19 protein-coding genes are annotated in these 22,787 nt (G+C 65.9%); 13 read left to right on the top strand and 6 right to left on the bottom strand.

Translation table 11 applies throughout. The features are described 5' to 3' along the window. Positions 1–32: 32 nt before the first annotated feature. Complete coding sequence (locus EH240_RS18890) at positions 33–1,481, top strand: DUF1800 domain-containing protein (RefSeq protein ID WP_125001135.1); 1,449 nt, start codon at positions 33–35, stop codon at positions 1,479–1,481. A 27-nt stretch (positions 1,482–1,508) separates the two neighbouring features. Next, positions 1,509–2,747, top strand: coding sequence for a DUF1501 domain-containing protein (locus tag EH240_RS18895; RefSeq protein WP_125001138.1), 1,239 nt, complete (start codon positions 1,509–1,511; stop codon positions 2,745–2,747). Positions 2,748–3,099: 352 nt separating this feature from the next. On the opposite strand, the gene EH240_RS18900 is transcribed toward EH240_RS18895, so the two are convergent. The 6 genes from EH240_RS18900 to EH240_RS18930 form a co-directional block, all read right to left on the bottom strand. Then, positions 3,100–3,366 (bottom strand): GCG_CRPN prefix-to-repeats domain-containing protein, encoded by a 267-nt coding sequence (locus EH240_RS18900; RefSeq protein WP_125001141.1) that lies wholly within the window; start codon positions 3,364–3,366, stop codon positions 3,100–3,102. An 86-nt stretch (positions 3,367–3,452) separates the two neighbouring features. Further along, positions 3,453–5,030 carry an indolepyruvate oxidoreductase subunit beta family protein gene (locus tag EH240_RS18905; protein WP_125001144.1) on the bottom strand — a complete coding sequence of 526 codons (1,578 nt, stop codon included), beginning with the start codon at positions 5,028–5,030 and terminating at the stop codon, positions 3,453–3,455. After that, positions 5,023–7,176 (bottom strand): thiamine pyrophosphate-dependent enzyme, encoded by a 2,154-nt coding sequence (locus EH240_RS18910; RefSeq protein ID WP_125001147.1) that lies wholly within the window; start codon positions 7,174–7,176, stop codon positions 5,023–5,025. Before EH240_RS18910 ends, EH240_RS18905 begins: the two co-directional genes overlap by 8 nt. 49 nt (positions 7,177–7,225) lie before the next feature. Beyond that, a complete protein-coding gene (locus EH240_RS18915) occupies positions 7,226–7,708 on the bottom strand; it encodes a MarR family winged helix-turn-helix transcriptional regulator (RefSeq protein ID WP_125001150.1) in 483 nt (160 codons plus the stop codon). Further along, positions 7,708–9,279 carry a phytoene desaturase family protein gene (locus tag EH240_RS18920; RefSeq protein WP_125001153.1) on the bottom strand — a complete coding sequence of 524 codons (1,572 nt, stop codon included), beginning with the start codon at positions 9,277–9,279 and terminating at the stop codon, positions 7,708–7,710. The genes EH240_RS18915 and EH240_RS18920 overlap by 1 nt, the downstream gene beginning before the upstream one ends. Positions 9,280–9,588: 309 nt before the next feature. Beyond that, positions 9,589–10,380 carry a cyclase family protein gene (locus EH240_RS18930; RefSeq protein WP_125001156.1) on the bottom strand — a complete coding sequence of 264 codons (792 nt, stop codon included), beginning with the start codon at positions 10,378–10,380 and terminating at the stop codon, positions 9,589–9,591. Positions 10,381–10,498: 118 nt separating this feature from the next. On the opposite strand from EH240_RS18930, the gene EH240_RS18935 reads away from it, so the two are divergent. The 11 genes from EH240_RS18935 to EH240_RS18985 all read left to right on the top strand — a co-directional run bounded on the left by EH240_RS18935 (position 10,499) and on the right by EH240_RS18985 (position 22,634). Further along, a complete protein-coding gene (locus EH240_RS18935; RefSeq protein WP_125001159.1) occupies positions 10,499–12,073 on the top strand; it encodes a phytoene desaturase family protein in 1,575 nt (524 codons plus the stop codon). Positions 12,074–12,207: 134 nt separating this feature from the next. Next, a complete protein-coding gene (locus tag EH240_RS18940; protein WP_125001161.1) occupies positions 12,208–13,734 on the top strand; it encodes an ABC transporter substrate-binding protein in 1,527 nt (508 codons plus the stop codon). Positions 13,735–13,935: 201 nt separating this feature from the next. Then, positions 13,936–14,943 (top strand): ABC transporter permease, encoded by a 1,008-nt coding sequence (locus tag EH240_RS18945; protein ID WP_125001164.1) that lies wholly within the window; start codon positions 13,936–13,938, stop codon positions 14,941–14,943. Then, entirely contained in the window at positions 14,936–15,784 is an 849-nt protein-coding gene (locus EH240_RS18950) for an ABC transporter permease (RefSeq protein WP_125001167.1), read from the top strand. Before EH240_RS18945 ends, EH240_RS18950 begins: the two co-directional genes overlap by 8 nt. Further along, on the top strand, positions 15,781–16,671 hold the full coding sequence (locus EH240_RS18955) for an ABC transporter ATP-binding protein (protein WP_125001170.1): 891 nt from the start codon (positions 15,781–15,783) through the stop codon (positions 16,669–16,671). The genes EH240_RS18950 and EH240_RS18955 overlap by 4 nt, the downstream gene beginning before the upstream one ends. Beyond that, positions 16,664–17,488, top strand: coding sequence for an ATP-binding cassette domain-containing protein (locus EH240_RS18960; protein ID WP_125001173.1), 825 nt, complete (start codon positions 16,664–16,666; stop codon positions 17,486–17,488). The genes EH240_RS18955 and EH240_RS18960 overlap by 8 nt, the downstream gene beginning before the upstream one ends. Before the next feature lie 80 nt (positions 17,489–17,568). Next, positions 17,569–18,168 carry a VOC family protein gene (locus EH240_RS18965; protein WP_125001176.1) on the top strand — a complete coding sequence of 200 codons (600 nt, stop codon included), beginning with the start codon at positions 17,569–17,571 and terminating at the stop codon, positions 18,166–18,168. A gap of 137 nt (positions 18,169–18,305) precedes the next feature. Next, positions 18,306–20,600, top strand: coding sequence for a bifunctional salicylyl-CoA 5-hydroxylase/oxidoreductase (locus EH240_RS18970; RefSeq protein ID WP_125001179.1), 2,295 nt, complete (start codon positions 18,306–18,308; stop codon positions 20,598–20,600). Continuing rightward, complete coding sequence (locus tag EH240_RS18975) at positions 20,597–21,367, top strand: SDR family NAD(P)-dependent oxidoreductase (RefSeq protein ID WP_125001182.1); 771 nt, start codon at positions 20,597–20,599, stop codon at positions 21,365–21,367. Before EH240_RS18970 ends, EH240_RS18975 begins: the two co-directional genes overlap by 4 nt. Beyond that, positions 21,361–21,825, top strand: coding sequence for a MarR family winged helix-turn-helix transcriptional regulator (locus tag EH240_RS18980; protein WP_125001185.1), 465 nt, complete (start codon positions 21,361–21,363; stop codon positions 21,823–21,825). Before EH240_RS18975 ends, EH240_RS18980 begins: the two co-directional genes overlap by 7 nt. Then, positions 21,822–22,634: an enoyl-CoA hydratase family protein gene (locus tag EH240_RS18985; protein ID WP_125001188.1), complete on the top strand. Its 813-nt coding sequence runs from the start codon at positions 21,822–21,824 to the stop codon at positions 22,632–22,634. The genes EH240_RS18980 and EH240_RS18985 overlap by 4 nt, the downstream gene beginning before the upstream one ends. Positions 22,635–22,787 lie beyond the last annotated feature (153 nt).

A 22,787-nucleotide genomic window follows, 5' to 3' on the forward strand; every position in this document is an offset into this window, starting at 1 on the left:
CGCGACCTGCGTCGGCCCCGACGGAGGCTGCGTTGGCACTATCCGTTTCAAATGCCGCTGCGCCCGATCCGGCGCTTGTCGCGCTCAACCGCTTCGGGCTCGGCGCGAGACCCAGTGACGAGCCCGGCAAGATCGCGGCCGACGCGCGCGGCTATCTCAAGGACGAGCTCAAGCGGCAGGATATCGCGCTCATCTCGGCCGACGATCCGAGGAATGCCGGGTTGTTGGATAGCACCGCAGCGATCCAGGCCAGCATGGCTGCGAATGCGGAACGCAAGGCGGCGCGGGACGCTAAGGCGACGCCCGCCACGCAGCCTGCGGCAGACACTGCGGACAACCCGACCCACGCAAAGCCGGTCGTGCCGCCTGTCGAGGCCGATATCTACCGCGATGAAGCCCAAGCCCGCTTCGACAAAGCGCTCGGTGCCGCACCCGACTTTGTCGAACGGCTGGTCGGCTTCTGGTCGAACCATTTCTGCGTCTCGGTCGCCAAGGCCCAGATCGTGCGGGCCAGCGCCGGCGCCTTCGAACGGGAAGCCGTCCGACCCTTCGTGCTCGGCCGCTTCGCCGACATGCTGCTGGCGGTCGAGCGTCACCCGGCGATGCTGTTCTATCTCGACAACCGGCAGTCGATCGGGCCGGACTCCCGCGCCGGCAAGAGGCGCGGCCGCGGCCTCAACGAAAATCTCGCCCGCGAGATCCTGGAACTGCACACGCTCGGCGTCGGCAGCGGCTACGGCCAGGCCGACGTCACCAGCTTCGCCGGCATGCTGACCGGCTGGACGATGGCCGGGCGCGAAGGGCGGCTCGGCGAGCCCGGCAGCTTCGTATTCAACGCCAACGCGCATCAGCCGGGCGAGGTGACACTTCTCGGCAAGACCTATCCGGCCGGCGGCATGGGTCAGGCCGAGGCCGCGCTCAACGACATCGCCCGCCACCCGGCAACCGCGCGGCACATCGCCACCAAGCTCGCCCGCCACTTCCTTGCCGACGATCCGCCGGCGGCGGCGGTCGACCGCCTTGCCGAGGTCTTTGCCAAGACGGACGGCGACCTGCGCGCGCTGGCGCTTGCCCTGATCGACCTGCCGGAAGCCTGGTCGATGCCGCTCGCCAAGCTGCGTTCGCCCTTCGATTATGTGGTGGCGGTCCGGCGAGCGATCGGCCCTGGCGCCGGCAACGAGCCGCAACGAACGCTTCGCTGGCTAAGGGCGCTGGGCGAGCCGCTCTGGCAACCGCCCGGGCCGAACGGCTTTTCCGACCGGACCGACAACTGGGCTTCGGCCGAAGGCCTGAAGACGCGCCTCGACATTGCCTGGCAAGCGGCGCGCCAGGCCGATGATGCCGCCAATCCCAACGACATGCTCGATGCGCTCGTCGGCGCCTCCGCCTCGGCCGAGACGCGCGAAGCGATCGCGCGCGCCGAATCCAAACAGCAGGGCCTGGCGCTGCTGCTGATGGCACCGGAATTCCAGCGCAGATAGTCCAATGTCGATCAGCGGAGATGCGCCATGAGCCTTCTTTGTGAAACTCCCAACCCGTCGCGCCGCACAGTTCTACTGACCGGCGGCGCGCTGTTCGCCTGGGCCTATCTGCCGCGCTTCGCGCGCGCCGCCGACAGACGCGACCCGCGCCTGATCGTCGTCGTGCTGCGCGGCGCGCTGGACGGGCTGTCGACGGTCGGTCCGTTCGGCGATCCCGACTATGCCGGCCTGCATGGCGACATCGCGCTTTCGCTTTCAGGCCACAACGCAGCGCTGCCGCTCGACGGCTTCTTCGCGCTCAATCCGGCGATGCCGGCGTTTGCGCGCCTGTTCAAGGCCGGCCAGGCGGCGGTAGTGCACGCCGCCGCGACCGGCTATCGCGACCGCTCGCATTTCGACGGCCAGGACGGGCTGGAAAGCGGCCTGCCCGGCCCCGGCAACGCGACCACCGGCTGGCTCAACCGGGCGCTTGCCAGCCTGCCGGCAGGCGACAGGATAGCGAAGGCCGGCGGGCTGGCGGTCGGGCCGTCGACGCCGCTGGTGATCCGCGGTGCGGCACCCGTGATCGGCTGGGCGCCACAGGCGCTGCCGGCGCCGGGCGATGCGCTGGCGGAGCGTGTGATCGACCTCTACAGCCATCGCGATCCGGTGCTGGCGGCAGCCCTGCAAAGAGGCCTCGACGCCGACCGGCTGGCGATGAGCGACCAGCTCGACACCAAGACGACGAAGCCCAAAGGTGGCCTCGACAACGCCGCCGGCATGCGCCAATCCGCGCAAGGCGCGGCGAAGCTGATGGCGGCGGATGACGGGCCGCGCATCGCCGCACTCGCCTTCGACGGCTGGGATACGCATGTCAACGAAGGCGGCGCCACGGGGCGGCTCGCCAATCTGCTCGGCGGCCTCGACGGCGCCTTCGAGGAATTTGAAAAAGGGCTCGGCGAACGCTGGAAGGGTACGGCGATCGTCGCCATCACCGAATTCGGCCGCACCGTCCGCATCAACGGCACGGTCGGCACCGATCACGGCACCGGCACGGTGGTGCTGCTCGCCGGCGGCGCGATCAAAGGCGGCCGTATCATCGCCGACTGGCCCGGCCTGAGGCCGGCTCAGCTTTACGAAGGCCGCGACCTCGCGCCAACCAGCGATGTGCGCGCGGTGCTGAAGGGCCTGCTCGCCGACCAGTTCGGCCTGTCCGCCGCGGTGCTCGGCGACAAGGTGTTTCCGGACTCGGCGGCGGTGAAGCCGATGCGCGGCCTGGTGGTGTGAGCCCTGATTTTGTCCATCGGACAGGCCATCGCGACCTTCAATCCGGCCTATTTCCTGTCACCAAGCGCCTGTCAGTTCGTCATCCTATGGCGGAGCAAGGAGCGAAGCGACGCGGCGCATAGGATGCGATGCCGTGACTTCAAAGCGCTGCGACGGCGCAGAATTTTGCTCCGCTGCATTCTTCGGCAAAGGTCATGGCATGGATCCTTGGGTCTTCGCTCCGCTTCGCGTCACTGCGCCCAAGGATGACGAATCTGGGAGGCCGTCGCCAAATCCGACGTTTGTCTTGTGCGAGGAACTAAGCAAAACACCCGCGCCGTTTCCGGCGCGGGCGTCGGTCCCCTGAAAGCGATCACCGGCTCCAATAGCCGGGGTGCCAGCGGTGATGGTACCAGAAGCCGGGATGCCAGTGGCGCGCCGGCCGTATGATCACGCGGCGATTCGGCACGCATCTGCCCCGGCGGTTCGCGTGCCAGCCGGCACCGCAACGCCAGCCGACGGTTTCGACCGGCAGCGGCGCAGCACCCGGCTTCGCCATCGGCATGGCCTGCGCGCCGGCGCCGGACAGCATCAACGTCCCGGCGGCCAATGCGATGGGCAGAAAATATTTGATGAACATAAGGTTCGTCTCCGTGATTCATCCCTACTTCCGTGAAACGGAAGACAGGGTCGAAATCCGTCGGAGCGGGACGGGTCACGTCCTCGTTATCGGCCTTCGTCGAGCGTCGCAACGGTCTTCAGCGCGCCGTCGAGCATGTCGCCTTGCTCGTCCTTCAGCGCCGCCTCGCGCAGGCGGCGGATCCAGTCGGCGGCGTCTTCGCGGCCCCTGAGCATGGCGAGCGCCGAGAGCACGCGATCGAACTTCGACTGGGCGCGGGCGTGGGTGTCGCTGTAACCCTTGATCAGCCGGCGGCAGTTGAGGATTTCGGTGGCAAGCGCATAGTTTTCGCGCGCATGGGCGAGCGCCAGTTCGTACCAGCGCTCCAGATGCGCGGTCTCGACCTTGTGGCGCAGCAGGCGGCGGCGCCAGCGGCGCAGGCCGCCGATGAACCACAGCATGGCGAAGCCGGTAAGACTGTCGGTGCGGATATGGCGGCCGCGGTTGATGCGGCGGTCGAGGAAGGCGGCGAGCTTCGGCCGGTTCTCGATATAGAGGCCAAGCCCCGCCGGCAGCGTGCCGCAGAATTCCTCGATGCGCGGATGGAAATATTCGGTCACCTGCAGGACCGAGCCTTCCTTGACGCCGACCTCCTTGCGCACCCGTTTGTCGCGGGTCGAGCGCGTCTTCAGATCGGCGACGCGGATCATGTCGTCATAGCACATGGCATTGGCGAGATGTTTCGCGGCAGCGATCGACAGCGCATAGCCGTCCTCCGACCTATCCAGCGCTATCGCCCGGTCCAGCCTGTCGAGATATTCGCCGCCATAGGCGATGTCCTGGTAGTCGACGACCTTCTTCAGGCCGCGGAGCGCCATGTCGCGCACGGGCTCGGGCAGCGCCTCGACGCGGGCAGCGAGCTCGCGCCAGCCTTTCAGCAGGGTTTCCGGGCCACCAACTTTCGCCGCTGAGCCGCCTTTGGAAGCGGCAAGTTCCACTGCCTTCTCGCCCCGTGGTGCGGCCGCGATGCCGCGCGCGCGATCATAGGCGGCGCCGAAGGCGGCGAGGCTGGCCTTGACGTCACGGCCGCCGGCACTGACAGCCTGCTCGTAGCTTTCGCGCGTGAACGGCAGCGCGTCGGAGCCGGCCAGCGCGCCAAGCAGGCTGGCCGAGATCATCGTGCCGTTCTCGGCGGCGATCTTTTCCATGTCGAAAGCGATGAAGCGCTTGGACGCCGCTTGCGCTGTTGCGTGCACCTTTTCGGACGATGCCCGACCATCGCCCGGCTCGATCTTTTCCGAGACGGCGGCGATGCGGTGCGAAGACGTAATCAGCGTCGTGCGCTCGGGCGTGACGAAGCCGCGGATGATGGCGCGGCCGGCTTCCATCAGCTCGGCGGCGATCAGGATGTCGACATCGCCCTGCGAGGGCGACAGCGCGAAGACCGGCAGCCGGCCGGTGTCGCGCGCCATCTCGATATAGTAGATCGTGGCGCCCGTGCGCTGCGCAACGCCGGCCACGGAAGTCGATTGCGCGATGTAGCCGCTGCGCTCGGCAACGTCCGTGATCCAGTCGGCGAGCACGCCGCCGCCCTGGCCGCCGACGGCAAGCACGGCGAGTTTTATCACCCGCTCGTCATCAGAGGCGCCCGCCTTTGGGCGCAGTGCGGAGCTGTGGTCAGGCATCGGCGAACACCAGCCGGCGGCGCTCGCGGCGCCGCTGCAAAAGGCCGATGGCGGCGCGGCGCGCGCCTTCCAGGAAACGGTCCCAGCGGCCGGGATTGTGGACGACATCGGCGCGGTAGAAGGATGGGCAGAGCACGGCGGCATCCGCCACCTCGCCGCAATTGCCGCAGCCGACGCAATTCTGGTCGATGCTGGCCACCGGGTCATCGCGCAGCGGATCGTCGAGCGACTTCACCGACAGCGACGGGCAGCCGGAAAGCCGCATGCAGGCATGGTCGCCGGTGCAGATGTCCTCGTCGACCCCGAACTTCGGCTTGACCACCCGCTTACCGCCCTTGATCGCCTTGTCGACCAGCGGCTTCTCGCGGCGCTGCCGGTTGAGCATGCATTCGGACGAGGCGACGATGACCTTCGGCCCCTTCTCCTCGGTGGTCAGCGCCTCGTGCAGCGCGGCTCGCATCTTGCCGACATCGTAGGTGCGGTCGATATGGCGCAGCCATTTGACGCCCATGCCCTTCACCGCCTCGGTGATCGGATGCTTGGTCGATTTCGTCCGGTTCGAGGCGCGCGAGGACAAGATGTCCTGCCCGCCGGTCGCGGCCGAATAGAAATTGTCGACGATGACGATGACGCCGTCATTCTTGTTGAAGACGGCGTTGCCGATCGAGGAGGTCAGCCCGTTGTGCCAGAAGCCGCCGTCGCCGACGAAGGAGATCGAGCGACGCTTGGCTTCAGGCGAGTTGAACGCCGAAGCCGAAGCCGGCCCCAGCCCATAACCCATGGTGGTGGCGCCGAGCTCGAAGGGCGGCATGATCGAGAACAGGTGGCAGCCGATATCGGAGGCGATGTGGTGCTTGCCGAGCTCCTGTTCGACCAGTTTTGTCGCGGCGAAGATCGGCCGCTCCGGGCAGCCGATGCAGAAGCCAGGCGGTCGGCCGGGAACGACGTTGACGAGATCGGCCGCATCGACGCCTTCGCCGACCTTGTTCGGTGCGCGAACCTCGCCCGGCAGGAGATGCGGGGCGTTCGCCCGCAGGAAGGAGCCGATGCCGTCGAGCATCACCTGTCCGGTATATTCGCCGGCCATCGGCAGGTGCTCCTTGCCGACCAGCTTCGTGCCGCGGCCGGCCTTGTGCAGCATGGCGGCAAAGGCCTGCTCGATATAGTTGGGCTGGCCTTCCTCGACGACCAGCACCGCCTGCTTGCCCTCGCAGAAGGCGAGAAACTCGTCGTCGATCAGCGGATAGACGGCGTTCAGCACATAAAGGGGCACGTCGGTGTCGCCATAGGTGTCGGCGAGGCCAAGCCGCTGCAGCGCGCGGATGACGGAATTGTACATGCCGCCCTGCATGACGATGCCGACCGAGCCGTGATCCGAGCCGAAGATCTCGTTGATCTTGCGCTCGCGGAGGAAGTTCACTGCCGCCGGCCAGCGCTTGGCAACCTTCTCCTTCTCATGCAGGAAGGAGGCGGGCGGCAGCACGATGCGGCCGGTGTCGCGGCGCGGCGCGGCAAGCGCATCGGCCACCGACATCGGCGGGCGCTTGTTGTCCTTGGCGATGAAATGACCATGCACGTGACAGCAGCGGATACGCACCTGCAGCATGACCGGCGTGTTCGAGGCCTCCGACAGCTCGAAGCCGTCCTCGACCGCCTTGACGATCGAGGGCAGGTTCGGGCGCGGATCGAGCAGCCAGACCTGGCTCTTCATGGCAAAGGCATGGCTGCGCTCCTGCATGATGGAGGAGCCCTCGCCATAGTCCTCGCCGACGATGATCAGCGCACCGCCGGTGACGCCACCCGAGGCGAGATTGGCAAGCGCGTCGGAAGCGACATTGGTGCCCACCGTCGACTTGAAGGTGGCCGCACCGCGGATCGGGTAGTGCACGGAGGCAGCGAGCATGGCGGTGGCGGTCGCTTCCGAGGCGCTGGCCTCGAAATGCACGCCGAGCTCGCCCAGAATGTCCTGCGCGTCGGCGAGCACATCCATCAGATGGCTGATCGGCGCGCCCTGGTAGCCGCCGACATAGCCGACGCCGCATTGCAGCAGCGCCTTGGTGATGGCGAGGATGCCCTCGCCCGCGAATTCCTCGCCGGCGCCGAGCCTCAGCTTCTCGACTTCCTTGGCAAAAGACCGTTCGGCCATCTCTGCCTCCTTCCGTTGCCGCCATCAGCCGGCGGCGCGTACGTCAAACTCAAATGTCGTGCTTGCGGATGTTCTTCAGCATCTTCTGCAGAATCGCGATCAGCGCGGCATATTCGGTATCGTCGACGCCGTCGAACATCGCCTCGAAGGCGTCGTGCATGGCCGGCCAGGCGCGGGTGAACAGGGCGCGGCCGTCATCGGTCAGGAACACGTGGCGGAAACGGCTGTCGGCAACGCCCTGCTCGCGCCGCACGAGTCCTTGAACTTCCAGCGTGTCGAGCGTGCGGCTCAAGGTCGACTGCTCGATCACCGTATAGACTGAGAGATCATTGACTGTTACGCCGTCGGTGACCGAGAGCACGGCCAGCGTGCGCACCTGCGGGATGGTCAGGCCCTGCTTGCGGAAATCCTCGCGCAAGGTGGCGTTGTAGCGGCCCATGATGCGGTTCATCAGATAGGGCGCGAATTGCTGCAGGCCAATCTCGCCGAGGGTCGAGATGCGCTGGCGCTTTTCCGGAAGCTTCTGTTCCATCAGAGCCTCCCCGCAAGCAGGAAGCCGGAACCGCCGCCGAGACCTGCGCCCGGGTGGGTCGAGGCGCCGATATGGTAGAGGCCCTTGATGCCGGTCTCGTGATTGCGGCTTGTCTTGAACGGCCGCCACAGGAACGACTGGTCAATGGTCGAGGAGCCGCCATAGGGATCGCCGCCGACGAGGTTGACGTTCATCGCTTCGAGATCGGCCGGCGAATAAGCGCGGCGCGCGATCACGGTCTCGCGGAAGCCGTCGATGTGGTTGGCGAGGATCGCCTCGACGCGGTCGGCATAGGCTTCGCGCAGCTCGGCATTCCATTGCCCGTCGGCCGGGACCTCGAGCTTTCCCGCGGTGTCGCCCTTGATAACGCGCGGCGCCTCGGGAAGCTGCAGCCACAGGATCGCCTTGCCTTCCGGGCAACGCGACGGGTCGAGGGCGTGCGGCTGGCCGACGCAGATGGTCGGCACTTCCGGCAGCAGGCCGCGCACCGCCTCGTTGCAGGCTTTCGAGACGCCGTCGAGACCCGGCGTCAGATGCAGCAGCGCCACCTTGTCCAGCCCCTCGCCGCGCCAGGCCGGCGGCTTATCCAATGCGTAATGGATCTGGAAGTTGCCCTTGCCGTAGCGATAATCATGCACCGCCTTGGCGGCGGCCTCCGGCGGATCCTTGCCGAGCAGGCGGCCATAGAGCTGGGTCGGCGTGACCGAGCAGATGACGCTCTTTGCCGCCGTCAGCGTCTCGCCGGAGGCGAGCCGCACGCCACTGGCGCGGCCGCCCGTCTGAACGATCGAGGCGGCATCGGCGTTAACGCGGATTTCGCCGCTGCGTTCCTTGATCAGCGCCTCGAAAGCGGCAAGCAAGTTCTTCGCGCCGCCCTTGACGATCGGCGCCCCGGCGGCTTCAAGAGCGAAAGCGATGACCTTGGCGATCTGGCCGGAAAAGGCGTCTTCCGGTCCAAGCCCGGCATGCAACACCCACGGCGCCCAGAGCGCCCGGACGCTTTCCGACTTGTAGGCGGTTTCCAGCCAGCCACGCGCCGGCGCCAGCGCCTCGCCCAGGAAGGCGGCTAGGTTGCGCGGACCGCGCCGCCAGGCCTCGCCGGCCATGAGCTTCGTCGTCGGATAGGACCAAAGCGCGCCGCCGAGCAGGCCGAACAGAAGGCCGGCATTGCGCTCGATGCCGCCGACATCGCCGCCGTGGCGATCGCCGTCGCCGGAGGCGATTGCGTTCAGCGCCGCGATGTTGGCGGCGCGGTCGGTGGTAAGCACCGCATGGCTTCCGTCGGGCCGAAGCACGCCGGTGGGTGTGGCGGTGTGGCAGAACTCCAGCCCGTGCCGCGCAAGATCCTTGCCGAGCGCGGCAAAGGCCGGCGAGGTGATGAACAGCACGAAAGTCGTCGCCATCACATCATGGATGAAACCGGGCGCGGTGATCTCCTCGGTGCGCATGCAGCCGCCGATGCGGTCGTTGCGCTCGAGCACGAGCACCTTGGCGCCCTTGGCGCCAAGCATCGCCGCGCAGACCAGGGCGTTGATGCCGCTGCCGACGATGATGTGATCGGCGGCGGTCATCGGCGGTGGCTCCGTGTCTCCGGGAAGTGAACGTCAATCGCGCTAAGCCGCGTTCCTTCGCGCCCCCCTCTGTCCTGCCGGACATCTCCCCCACAAGGGGGGAGATCAGCCGTCATCGCGGATTTCGCCAATCGCCAACGCCGCAAGAAAGAGCGGGGCGCGGAAGCTGCCAATCTCCCCCCTTGAGGGGGAGATGTCCGGCAGGACAGAGGGGGGCGCCGTAGAGCGCTAGCGCTCCAAGACGGCCACTGCTCTATCATCATTCCATCGCCTGCGCGCATGATCTTCTCCCGAAGACCGCCACCTCGCCTACTTGCCCGGCACCAGCGCCAGCGCGCGGATCGGGCTGCCTGTGCCGTGCTCGATCTTGAGCGGCGCGGCGATCAGGATCGCGCCCTTGGGCGGCAGCTGGTCGAGGTTGCAGAGGCTGGCGAGGCCATAGCGGTTGGCCTTGTGCATCAGCGTGTGCGCCGGGAACGGCGGCTCCATGCCGCCGGCCTTGCCGGCATCGGTGCCTATCGTCTCGCTGCCCCAACCCTTGATGTCCTTGCTGATCAGGAACTGGATGGCCTCGGCCGTCGGGCCCGGCGTGTGCGGGCCGGTCTCGTTGGCGTTGAGGAACTCGGCCTCCGAGCCGTTGCGTTTGTACCAGTCGGTGCGCATCACCACCCATTCGCCGGGGTTGATGGCGCCGTGCTCGGCTTCCCAGGCCTTGATGTGGTCGACGGTGAGCAGGAAATCGTGGTCGGCGGCGGCTTCCTTGGAGCAGTCGATGACATTGACCGGGCCGACGAAGTTCTGCGCCGGAATGGTGTCGGTCGCGCCGTCCGGATAGTCCTTGCCAGTGATCCAGTGCTGCGGCGCGTCGAAATGCGTGCCCGAATGCTCGCCGAGCTTCAGCCAGTTCCACGCCCACCACGGGCCGTTCTTGTCATATTTCGAGATGGCGTGGATCTCGACCTTCGGCGTGTCGACGGCAAGCTCCGGCGGCAGCTTGATCAGCGGCGTGTCCGGCCCGAGCGGTGCCGACAGGTCGACCACCTTGATGGCGCCCGAAAGCAGCTGGCCGGCGACCTCGCCGAGGAGTGATTGCGTGTCCATTGTCTTCGTTCCCTCTTGTTCGTGACGATCAAGGCTCGTTGCGGCCCTTAATATCCTACTAGACGAAAACATATGCATCTGCAATTATCTTTAAGCATAAAGCATTTTGAGGCGGGGCGTGAGCGAGTTCGACGCCATCTTTGTCGGGGCGGGCCACAACAGTCTGGCATGCGCCGCGCATCTGTCGCTCAAAGGCTGGAAAACCGCGGTTTTCGAGCGCAGCCAGTCGATCGGCGGCGCCGTCCAGACGGGCGAATACACGCTTCCCGGTTTCCGGCACGATTTCGGCGCAATGAATCTGAGCCTGTTCGCCGGCTCCGCCTTCCACCGGAAATATGCAAATGAATTGAAAAGCCACGGGCTGGAATTCGCGCCCGTCGCCGACTGTTTCGCCAGCGCCTTCCCGGACGGAAAATGGTTCGGCGTCAGCAACGACCTGGAAAAGACCGTCTCGCGGCTGGCGGCTTTCTCCGCCGCCGATGCCGGCACCTGGCGCCGGCTGGTCGGCGCGTTTCCGGGCGAAGCCGAGCATCTCTTCCGACTGCTGGGATCGCCGATGAGCGCGCGGGCGCTTGCCGGCACGGCCTGGAATCTGTGGCGCAGGAAAGGCCTTGCCGGCGCGCTTGATACCGCCCGGCTGCTTCTCTCCTCGCCGCGCGCGTGGCTTGAGGAGAATTTCGAGACGCCGCACGTCCGCACGACCCTCGCCGCCTGGGGCATGCATCTCGACTTCGCGCCCGACATCGCCGGCGGCGCCGTCTTCCCCTACCTGGAATCGATGGCCAACCAGAGCTTTGGCATGGTCCTCGGCAAGGGCGGCGCCGACACCATCATCCGCGCGCTCGCCGGCATGGTCAAAGCGGCCGGCGGCAAGATCGCGACGGGCGCGGAGGTGGCGGAGATCACCGTCGCCGGCGGCCGGGCGACCGGCGTGCGACTGGCATCCGGCGATTTCCATGTCGCCAGCAAGGCCGTCATCGCCGGCGTCGCACCGAAAGCGCTGCCGGGCAAGCTGCTGCCCAATGGCTCCGGTGACGCCGCCTTCGACACGGCGATGAAAGATTTCCGCCATGCGCCGGGCACGATGATGATCCATCTGGCGCTGGACGACCTGCCGGACTGGAGCGCGAGCGCCGAGCTTCGCCAGTTCGCCTATGTGCATCTGGCACCCTCGCTCGACGCCATGTCGAGCACCTATCAGCAGGCGATCGCCGGCATGTTGCCCAATCAGCCTGTGCTCGTCGTCGGCCAGCCGACGGCCGTCGATCCGTCACGCGCGCCCGAAAGCAAGCATGTGCTGTGGGTCCAGGTGCGCATGCTGCCCGCCGAAATCAGAGGCGATGCCGCTGGAAAGATCGCGCCTGGACAATGGGATGCAGTCAAGGACGCCTATGCCGAGCGCGTGCTCGACATCATTGAGAGCTACGCGCCGGGGCTGCGCCAGAAGATCCTCGGCCGCGCGGTGTTCTCGCCTCTCGATCTCGAGCGCGAGAATCCGAACCTCGTCGGCGGCGACCAGATTTGCGGCAGCCACCATCTGGCGCAGAACTTTCTCTTCCGTCCGGCGCGCGGCTTCGCGCGCTGGCAAACGCCGGTTGCCAATCTGTACCTCACCGGCGCCGCGACATGGCCGGGCGCCGGCACCGGTGCCGGATCGGGCTTCATGCTCGCGCAACAGTTGGGAGGAAGCTGAGCCGAAGAATTCCAGGGACCCTCAGTTTCAAAGTGGGCAAGGCGCGGTTGCCCACGATCCTGAACCTACCGAATGAAATAACGCCGCGCGGACAATGACAGCCAAAATTGGGACAACCAACAAGGGGAACGACCATGACCATCAACAGACGCGATCTTCTCGGATACGGCGCCGCGGCGCTTGGCGCGGCCACGTTCGGCCTGCCGAGGGCGGCAAAGGCGGCGGGCGAGCTGACCATCGCCTACAACGTCAATCTGCCGTCCTGGGACCCGACCACCGGACCTTCGGCGGTGAACCCGACCATCCAGGGCCTCTACCAGTCGGTGTTCGACCAGTTCATTCCGCAGAAGCCGGACCTCTCCTTCACGCCGGGCCTGCTCACCGAATGGGGCTGGAACGAGGACCGCACCAAGGTGATGATGACGGTGCGCGACGGCGTGGCCTGGCATGACGGCTCGCCCTTCACACCGGAAGACGTTGTGTGGTCGCTGCAGCGGGCCGGCGACGAAAAGACCGGCAACCCGATCCAGTTCGTCTGGAAGAACGTCAACAACTTCAAGATCGACGGCAACAAGATCACCGGCGACGTGGTGCAATTCGACCCGGTCTATTTCAAATGGATGTCGTTCCTGACCGGCTACATCATGCCGAAGGCCTATTATGAGAAGGTCGGCGCCGAAGGCTTCGAGAAGGCGCCGATCGGCACCGGGCCCTATATGGTCGACAAGTTCGAGCGCAACGCCTTCCTGCGGCTGAAAGCCAATCCGAATTACTGGGGCGCCAAGCCGGCCTTCGAGAATGTGACGATCAAGTTCGTCACCGACGCGGCGAGCCGCGTTGCCGAGATCGAATCCGGCTCCTCGCAGGTGACGCTCGAAATCCCCTACGAGGAATATGACCGGCTGATCGCCAAGGACGGGCTCGCAGGCTCGATCAAGAACGTCTCCGACATCGGCATGATCTTCTTCAACGACATCGAGGCGATGCTGGACAAGAATGTCCGCCAGGCGGCCGTGATGGCGGTGGACAAGGAACTGCTGGTCAAGCGGCTGCTGCGCGGCTACGGCCAGCCGATCTCGACGCTGGAGACGCCGGAATACGCGGCCTTCGATGCCTCGATCAAGGTCGAGCACAATCCGGAAAAGGCCAAGGAACTGCTCGCCGCTTCCGGCTATTCGCCGGAAAAGCCGGTCAAGTTCACCATCCAGACGACCAAGGGCTTCAAGCCCAAGGACTATGAGATGATCCAGGCGATCGTCGGCATGTGGCGCAAGGTGGGCATAGAGGCCAAGATCGAGGTCTACGAGATCGCCAAGCATTACGAGCTGCGCGCCGCCGACAAGCTGGCGCCGGCCGCCTTCTACAACTGGGGCAACGCGATCGGCGACCCGACCACCTCGACCGGTTTTGCCATGTACGGTCCGAGCCCGCATTCGGTGTGGGATAGCAAGGACCTGGTCGACATGATCAACCCGCTGTGGGGCGAGAACGACGAGGCCAAGCGCATCGCCGGCTGGAAGGCCGTCGACAAATACATCGCCGAGCAGGCCTATGTGCTGCCGCTTATGCAGTATGCGCAGCCGATCGTGCACTCGAAGAAGGTCAACGTGGTGCAGCATGTCTCCGGCGCGCTGCTGCCGGCGCTGATGACCCCGGCCTGATCATCGCCGAAGGGGTGCGCTGGCGTAAAGCGCGTTCCTTCTCCAACTGAGCATGCCCCCTCATCCGGCCGCTTCGCGGCCACCTTCTCCCGGTGGGGAGAAGAGACTGGCGCAAGCGCAGGCAATCTCCTCACCCCTCGGGGAGAGGCCGAGCGAAGTGGAGGCCGGGTGAGGGGGCGAATGCGTTAGGCTCACGCCAGCATGCTGCTGCAAAGATTTCTCGTTCGTCTCTCGACGATGCTGGTCACGCTGTTCGGCGTGGCCGTCGTCGTCTTCGTCGTCATCCGGGTGGCGCCCGGCGACCCTATCGCCATGATGCTGCCGCCCGGCGCCAGCGACGACGACATCGCCAGGCTGCGAGCGCTCTATGGGCTGGACAAAGGCATCGTGCAGCAATTCTTCATCTGGCTCGGCGGCGTGCTGCACGGCGATTTCGGCACCTCGATCTCGCTGCGCCAGGATGTGCTCGGCCTGGTCTTCAACCGGCTGCCGGCGACGCTGGAGCTGGCGACCGTGGCCCTTCTGATGGCAGTGGCGATCGGCGCCACTGCCGCGATCCTCGGCGCTCGGGAACGCGGCACGGCGGTCGAGGCAGGCATCGACATCGCAAGCGGCGCGACGCTTTCCATCCCCGATTTCCTCTGGGGCCTGGTGCTGATCCTACTGTTCGGCGTGCTTATCCCGGTGTTCGACATTTCCGGCCGCGTGTCGCCGCAGCTCGACCTGCCGTTCGTCACCCAGTTCTATCTCGTCGAGAGCCTGCTTCGGCTCCGCTTCGACCTCACCTGGGACCTGCTCAAGCACATGCTGATGCCGGCGGTTGCGCTGGCGCTGCCGCTGGCCGCGATCATCGCGCAGCTCTTGAAACAGTCGCTGAAGGAAGTGCTCGACCTCGATTATGTCGTGCTGGCGCGAGTGAAAGGTTTTTCCGAAACGCAGGTCATCCTGCGCGAGGCGCTGAAGAACGCGGCATTGCCGACGCTGACGCTGGTCGGCGTGCAGTTCACCTTCCTGATCGGCGGCACGGTCATCGTCGAGCGGCTGTTCTCCTATGAGGGCCTCGGCAACATGGCAATCGATGCCGTCATCAACCGCGACCTGCCGCTGATCCAGGGCATCGTGCTGGTTTTCGCGCTGCTGTTCGTGCTGATCAACCTCACTGTGGACATGATGTATGCGCTGCTCAATCCGAGGCTGCGGCATGGATAAGGCGCGCACCTCAAGCCGCAGAACGAGCCCGAGGCTGTGGCTTGCCGGCGGCTGGCTGCTGCTTGCGCTGCTGGCGGCGATCTTGGCGCCGCTGGTCGCGCCGCAGGACCCGCTGGCGCAGGATCTGATGCTTGAGCGCCTGCCCCCCTTCTGGCTCGACGGCGCCGAGCCCGGCTATTGGCTGGGCACCGACAGCCTTGGCCGGGATCTGTTGTCGCGACTGATCTTCGGCGGACGCATCGCCTTCATCGTTGCGTTCGCGGCGGCGGCGTCCGCTTGTCTCATCGGCTCGGCGCTCGGGCTCATCGCCGGCTATTTCGGCGGCTGGGCCGACCGCATCATCTCGCGCGTCGTCGATATCTGGTTGGCGTTCCCGCCGGTGCTGTTCGCGATCCTCCTAGTGGCGGTGCTGGGCACGGGCCTCAGCTCCGTCATCATCGCCATTGCGGTCATCGACTGGACGCGCTTCTGCCGGGTGATCCGCGCCGAGGCGATGAGCCAGGCGCGCATGGATTATGTCGAGAGCGCGCGCATCGCCGGTTATGGCCGCATGGGCATCATGCTGCGGGAAGTGCTGCCCAATGTGCTGCCTTCGGTGGTCGCGCTGCTTTCGCTTGAGATGGGCATCGCCGTCATCGTCGAGGCGATCCTGTCCTTCGTCAACCTGTCGATCTCGACCGACGATCCGACCTGGGGCGGCATGATCGCCGAAGGCCGGCTGTCGATCCACCAGGCCTGGTGGGTGCTGGTGTTCCCGCTGACAACTTTAATCCTCACCGTGCTCTGCTTCAGCCAGTTCGGCGAAGGATTGAAGGCGCGCTTCGATCCGGTGCTGCGATGAGCGCGACAGCGAAACCCTGCCTCGAAATCCGTTCGCTCAGCGCCGTGCTGGCCAACGGCCAGCGCGTGCTGCGCTCGGTCTCGCTCGCTGTCCAGCCGGGCGAGGTGCGCGCGCTGGTCGGCGAGAGCGGGGCCGGCAAGACGATGATCGGCAAAGCTGTGCTGGGCGTCCTGCCGAAAAGCGTGCGCATCGTCGAAGGCGAGATGATAATCGAGGGCGAGGACCTCGGCCGCCTCGATGCAAAAGCGCGGCGGACCCTGATCGGCGCCCGCACGGCGCTGATCCCGCAGGACCCGCTCACCGCGCTCAACCCCTCGCGCCGCATCGGCCCACAGATGACCGACCGGCTGGTGCGCATCCTCGGCTGGAGCGGCGACAGAGCCGACAGCCGAATCCGCCAGCTGCTCGACGAGGTGCAGATCCGCGACCCTGAACGAGTGCTCAAAAGCTATCCGCATGAGCTGTCCGGCGGCATGCGCCAGCGCGTGCTGATCGCGGCGGCCTTCGCGGCGGAGCCCAGGCTGATCGTCGCCGACGAGCCGACGACGGCGCTGGACGTGACCGTGCAGAAGCAGATTCTGCGGCTGATCGCTGAGCTGCAGCGCGACCACGGCACGGCGATCCTGTTCGTCACCCATGACCTCGGCGTCGTCGCCAAGATCAGCCAGAAGGTGTCGGTGCTCTATGCCGGCAAAGTGGTGGAGGAAGCCGCGACCGTCGACCTCTTCGCATCACCCCAGCACCCCTACACGCGGGCCCTGATGCTCGCCACGCCGCGCTACACCGACCCCTACGCGTCGCTGAAGCCGGTGGACGAGACGGTGCTTGCGGGACTAGCCGCCGAGATCGCCGCCGCCGACCAGGCGTGGAGACCCAGCCATGGCTGAGCCGCTGTTTTCCGTGCGCGGGCTGCAGGTGGCGCTGCCCGACATGACCCGCAAGCCGCTCATCGGGCGCGCGCCGTTGGCAGAGATCCTCAAGGGGCTCGATTTCGACCTGCCGAAGGGATCGGTCACCGGCATCGTCGGCGAGTCCGGTTCGGGCAAGTCGACGCTCGGGCGCGCGCTGGTCAGGCTCATCGAGCCGAGCGCCGGCGCCATCAGCTTCGAGGGGCACGACATCGGCCATCTGTCGGAAGCCGAGCTCAGGCCGCTGCGGCGCGACCTGCAGATGATCTTCCAGGATCCGATGTCGTCGCTCAATCCGCGGCACACGATCTTCAACATCATCGCAGCACCGTTGAGGCAGAACGGCCTTAGCGACGGGCTCAAGGAACGTGTCGGGGAAGCCTTGCAGCGCGTCGGGCTGCCGCAGAATTTCGCCGGCCGCTACCGCCACGAGCTTTCGGGCGGGCAACGCCAGCGTGTCGGCATCGCGCGGGCGCTGGCACTGTCGCCGAAATTCGTGCTGGCCGACGAGATCGTCTCCGGCCTCGATGTCTCGACGCAGGCACAGATCCTGACCTTGCTGGAAAAGCTGGCGGTCGAGATGGGACTGACGGTCGCCTTCATCAGCCACGACCTGTCGGTCATCCGGCGGCTCTGCCGGCAGGTCATCGTCATGCGCGAAGGCAGGATCGTCGAATTGAGCGCCACCGATGCGTTGTTCGACAACCCCAAGGAGACCTACACGCGCGACCTGCTCGCCGCCATTCCGCTGCCTGAGATCGACGCGGACTGGCTGCGGCCCAAGGCGCCGGCATGAAGTGAGCTTGATATCCGCATGCCGACGAGCGGGCCTCGGACGTGCGCAAATGACAAGTCAGCCCGCCAATGGAGGGTGACATGAACTACGCAATCCAGACTGCGATGCTCGCAGCCACTTTGTTCGGCTCAATGGGAGCGGCCTCGGCTGACACGATCCCCGGCATGCGCGGGCACGACCATACCGGCATCACCGTGCCCGACATGAAGCAGGCCGTGGATTTCTTCACCGAAGTGGTCGGCTGCAAGAAGGCGATGTCCTTCGGCCCGTTCGCCGACGACAAGGGCACGTTCATGCAGGATTTGCTCGGCGTCGACCCGAAGGCGGTGATCGAGGAGATCACCATGGTTCGCTGCGGCAGCGGATCGAACATCGAGCTGTTCAAATACACCGCACCCGACCAGAAGGATTTGACGCCGAAGAACAGCGACATCGGCGGCTTCCACATCGCCTTCTATGTGGACGACGTTGCCGCGGCGAAAGCCTATCTCGAGGCCAAGGGCGTGAAGACAAGGCTGGGACCGCTGCCGGTCAAGGAAGGACCGGCGGCCGGCCAGACCATCCTCTATTTCCAGGCGCCCTGGGGCCTGCAGCTCGAAGCGATCAGCTATCCCGAAGGCATGGCCTACGAAAAGGACGCCGAGACGGTGCTGTGGAGCCCGAAGGACCCGGCCAAATGATCTGACCCGCGAAGCGCCAGGCGATTATTCAATTATAAAACTTTAAGCTTGAAATAAATTCCCGCGAGCGCGATACTGAAAGTCGGAACCGCTGGCCTTGCCCGGCGGTTCCGGATGCGAAGAGGAGATCGCAAGACATGAAGGTTGCGGTTCTCGGCGGCGGACCGGCCGGACTCTACTTTGCCATCTCGCTGAAATTGCGCGACGCCGCGCATGAGGTGACGGTCTATGAGCGCAACCGCCCCGACGACACGTTCGGCTGGGGCGTGGTGCTGTCGGCCGAAACACTGGACAACCTGACCAGGAACGATCCGGTCAGCGCAGTCTGGATCAGGAAGCATTTCGCCTACTGGGACGACATCGCCGTCATCCATGACGGCGAGCGCACGGTCTCCACGGGACACGGCTTCTGCGGCATCGGCCGCAAGCGGCTCTTGATCCTTCTGCAGCGGCGGGCGCGCGAGCTCGGCATCAAGATGATGTTCGAGACCGATGTCGCCGACCCCAGGCCCTTCATGGAAACGCATGACCTGGTGGTCGCGGCCGACGGGCTGAACTCGAAGTCCCGCGCCACTTTCGCCGATGTCTTCAAGCCGGACATCGACACCCGCAAATGCAAGTTCGTGTGGCTCGGCACGACGCAGAAGTTCGACGACGCCTTCACCTTCATCTTCGAGAAGACGGAGCATGGCTGGGTGTGGGCGCATGCCTACCAGTTCGACAGCGAGACCGCGACCTTCATCGTCGAATGCAGCGAGCCGACCTGGGAGCGCTTCGGCTTCGGCCAAATGACGCAGCAGGAATCTATCGCCGTCTGCGAGCGCATCTTCGCCAAGCATCTCGGCGGCCATCCGCTGATGACTAACGCCAACCACATTCGCGGCTCGGCCTGGATCAATTTTCCGCGCGTGCTGTGCGAGCGCTGGTCGTACAAGAACCTGGCGCTGATGGGCGACGCGGCGGCGTCAGCGCATTTCTCGATCGGCTCCGGCACGAAGCTGGCGCTGGAAAGCGCCGTCGCGCTCGCCGACTATGCCGAGTCCGAGCCCGACCTCGAGGCCGCCTTCCGCAAGTATGAGGATGCGCGGCGCACCGAGGTGCTGAAGCTTCAGTCGGCGGCGCGCAATTCGCTCGAATGGTTCGAGGAAGTCGAACGATACCTCGGACTCGATCCAGTACAGTTCAACTATTCGCTGCTCACCCGCTCGCAACGCATCAGCCACGAGAACCTCAGGCTGCGCGACGCCGAATGGCTGGCGGGCGCGGAAGAATGGTTCCAGCGCAAGGCCGGCGCCGGCGGCAACATGCTGCGCCGCGCGCCGATGTTCGCGCCGTTCAGGCTGCGCGACATGTCGCTCAACAACCGCATCGTCGTGTCGCCGATGGCGCAGTACAAGGCGGTCGACGGCTGCCCGACCGACTGGCATTTCGCCCACTATGCCGAGCGCGCCAAGGGCGGCGCCGGTTTGCTCTACATCGAGATGACCTGTGTAAGCCCGGAGGGACGCATCACGCCTGGATGCACAGGCTTCTACAAGCCGGAACACGAGGTCGCCTGGAAGCGGCTGGTGGATTTCGTCCATACCGAGACGGAAGCGAAGATCTGCGCCCAGATCGGCCATTCCGGCGCCAAGGGCTCGACGCGGGTCGGCTGGGAAGGGACCGACGTGCCGCTCACCGACGGCAACTGGTCGGTGATGGCACCGTCCGCCGTGCCATGGTCGCCGCAGAATCAGGTGCCGAAGGCGATGGACCGTGCCGACATGGACGTTGTGCGCGACCAGTTCGTCGCCTCGGCCGAGATGGCCGCCCGCTGTGGCTTCGACATGCTGGAGATCCATGCCGCGCATGGCTATCTGCTCTCCTCCTTCATCACGCCGGTGACCAACCGCCGCACCGACGCCTATGGCGGCTCGCTGGAAAACCGCATGCGCTATCCGCTGGAGATCTTCCACGCGGTGCGCGCGGCGTGGCCGTCCGAGAAGCCGATCTCGATGCGCATCTCGGCCAATGATTGGATGGGCATCGAGGGCGTCACACCCTCCGACGCGGTCGAAATCGCCAAGCTGCTGCATGAGGCCGGCGTCGACCTTTGCGACGTTTCGGCCGGGCAGACCTCGATCGCCGCCAGGCCGGTTTATGGCCGCATGTTCCAGACTCCGTTCTCCGATCGCATCCGCAACGAGGTCGGCATGGCGACAATGGCGGTCGGCAACATCTATGAGCCCGATCATGCCAATTCGATCCTGATGGCGGGACGCGCCGACCTGGTGGCGCTGGCGCGGCCGCATCTCGCCGATCCCTACTGGACGCTGCATGCGGCGGTGGCGCTTGGCGATCGCGGCGTCAAATGGCCGGATCCCTATCTGCCCGGCCGCGACCAGATCTACCGTTTGGCCGAGCGCGATGCGGCAGCGGGGTTGAAAGTATGAGCGCCACCACGATTGCAGGGCGCCATGCGCTGGTCAGCGGCGGCGGCTCCGGCGTCGGCCGAGCCATCGCGCTGGCGCTCGCCGGTGCCGGTATCAATGTCACCATATGCGGCCGGCGCGAGGCAGCCCTCGCCAAGGTCGCGGGAGAGAGCGGCCGCATCTTCGGCATCGCCGCCGACGTCACCGACGAAGCTTCGATGGCTTCCCTTTACGAAAAGGCGGAAGCGGCGCGCGGACCAATCGACATCGTCGTCGCCAATGCCGGCATGTCCGGCAGCGCCCCGGCGCACAGAACCGCGCTTGTCGACTGGCGGCGCACGCTCGACGTCAACCTGACCGGTGCCTTCCTGACGGTGAAGCCGGCGCTGGCCGGCATGGCTGCGCGGAAGATCGGCCGCATCATCTTCGTCGCTTCAACGGCCGGCTTGAAAGGCTATGCTTACGTCGCTCCCTACGTGGCGGCAAAGCATGGCGTCGTCGGGCTGATGCGGGCGCTCGCGGCCGAAACCGCCAGATCCGGCGTCACCGTCAATGCCGTCTGCCCCGGCTTCGTCGAAACCGAAATGCTGGAAGAGTCCGTCCAGCGCATCGTCGCAAAGACCGGCCGGGCCGCCGAAGAGGCACGAGCGAGCCTTGCCGCGATCAACCCGCAGGGCCGCTTCATCCAGCCGGAGGAAGTCGCCGCGGCGGTGCTCTGGCTGTGCAGCGACGCCGCGCGATCGATCACCGGGCAGGCGATCTCGGTTTCGGGAGGCGAGACATGGTAGCGGGACCGACCTCCGCCGGGCCGGGCAAGGACAGGCTGCGCCTGTGGATCAGGCTGCTGCGCGCTTCGCGCACGATCGAGGCCGAGCTGCGCGAGCGGCTGAAGAAGGAGTTCGACACCACGCTGCCGCGCTTCGATGTGATGGCGGCGCTCTACCGGTCGCCGGAAGGCATGCTGATGAGCGACCTGTCGCGCTTCCTGCTGGTGTCGAACGGCAATGTCACGGGGATCGTCGACCGGCTGGTTTCCGAAGGGCTGGTGACGCGGGCGCGCCGCAATGGCGACCGCCGCACATCTATGGTGCGGCTGACCGAAGAAGGCTCGAAGTCTTTCGCGGCAATCGCCGCCGCGCATGAAATCTGGGTCGGCGAGCTGCTCGGCAATGTCAGCGAAGACGAGGCGCGCCGACTGACCGGCATGCTGAAATCGTTCCGCAGCAATTGGGAGGGACGCGAATGAGCGCCATGGCCAAGCTCAAGCCAAAGCACTTTCTCTGGGAAGTCGAAGGCAAGGTCGCAAAAATCAGGCTCGACCGGCCGGAGCGCAAGAACCCGCTGACCTTCGACAGCTATGCGGAACTCCGTGACACCTTTCGCGACCTCGCCTATGCCGACGATGTCGACGCCGTCGTGTTCCTGCCCAATGGCGGCAATTTCTGCTCGGGCGGCGATGTCCACGACATCATCGGGCCGCTGGTCAAGATGGACATGAAGGCGCTGCTCGCCTTCACGCGCATGACCGGCGATTTCGTCAAGGCGATGCTCAATTGCGGCAAGCCGATCATCGCGGCAGTCGATGGGGTTGCGGTCGGGGCCGGCGCGATCATCGCCATGGCTTCCGACATCCGCATCGCCACGCCGGAGGCGAAGACCGCCTTCCTATTCACCCGCGTCGGGCTTGCCGGCTGCGACATGGGAGCCTGCGCGATCCTGCCGCGCATCATTGGCCAGGGCCGCGCGGCCGAGCTGCTCTACACGGGTCGCACGATGAGCGCCGCCGAAGGCGAGCGCTGGGGTTTCTACAACCGCCTGGTCGATGCGGCTGCGCTCGAGGCCGACGCGCTCGACATGGCGGCGCGCATCGTCTCCGGCCCGATATTCGCGCACAGCATCACCAAGACACAGCTCAACCAGGAATGGTCGATGGGTCTCGACCAGGCGATCGAGGCGGAAGCGCAGGCGCAGGCGATCTGCATGCAGACCGGCGATTTCGAGAGGGCGTACAAGGCCTTCGTCGCCAAGGAAAAGCCGGTGTTCGAGGGGAATTGAGGATGGTCGCTTTAACGGAGATGCTGGCGGGACAGCACCCCCCTCTGTCCTGCCGGACATCTCCCCCTCAAGGGGGGAGATTGGATGTCATGCCTGCTTTCGCCAATCTCCAGCGCTGCAGAAAAAGTGCCGGCGGCGAAGCTGCCAATCTCC

The organism is Mesorhizobium tamadayense (assembly GCF_003863365.1).
GTDB classification, from domain to species: domain Bacteria; phylum Pseudomonadota; class Alphaproteobacteria; order Rhizobiales; family Rhizobiaceae; genus Mesorhizobium; species Mesorhizobium tamadayense.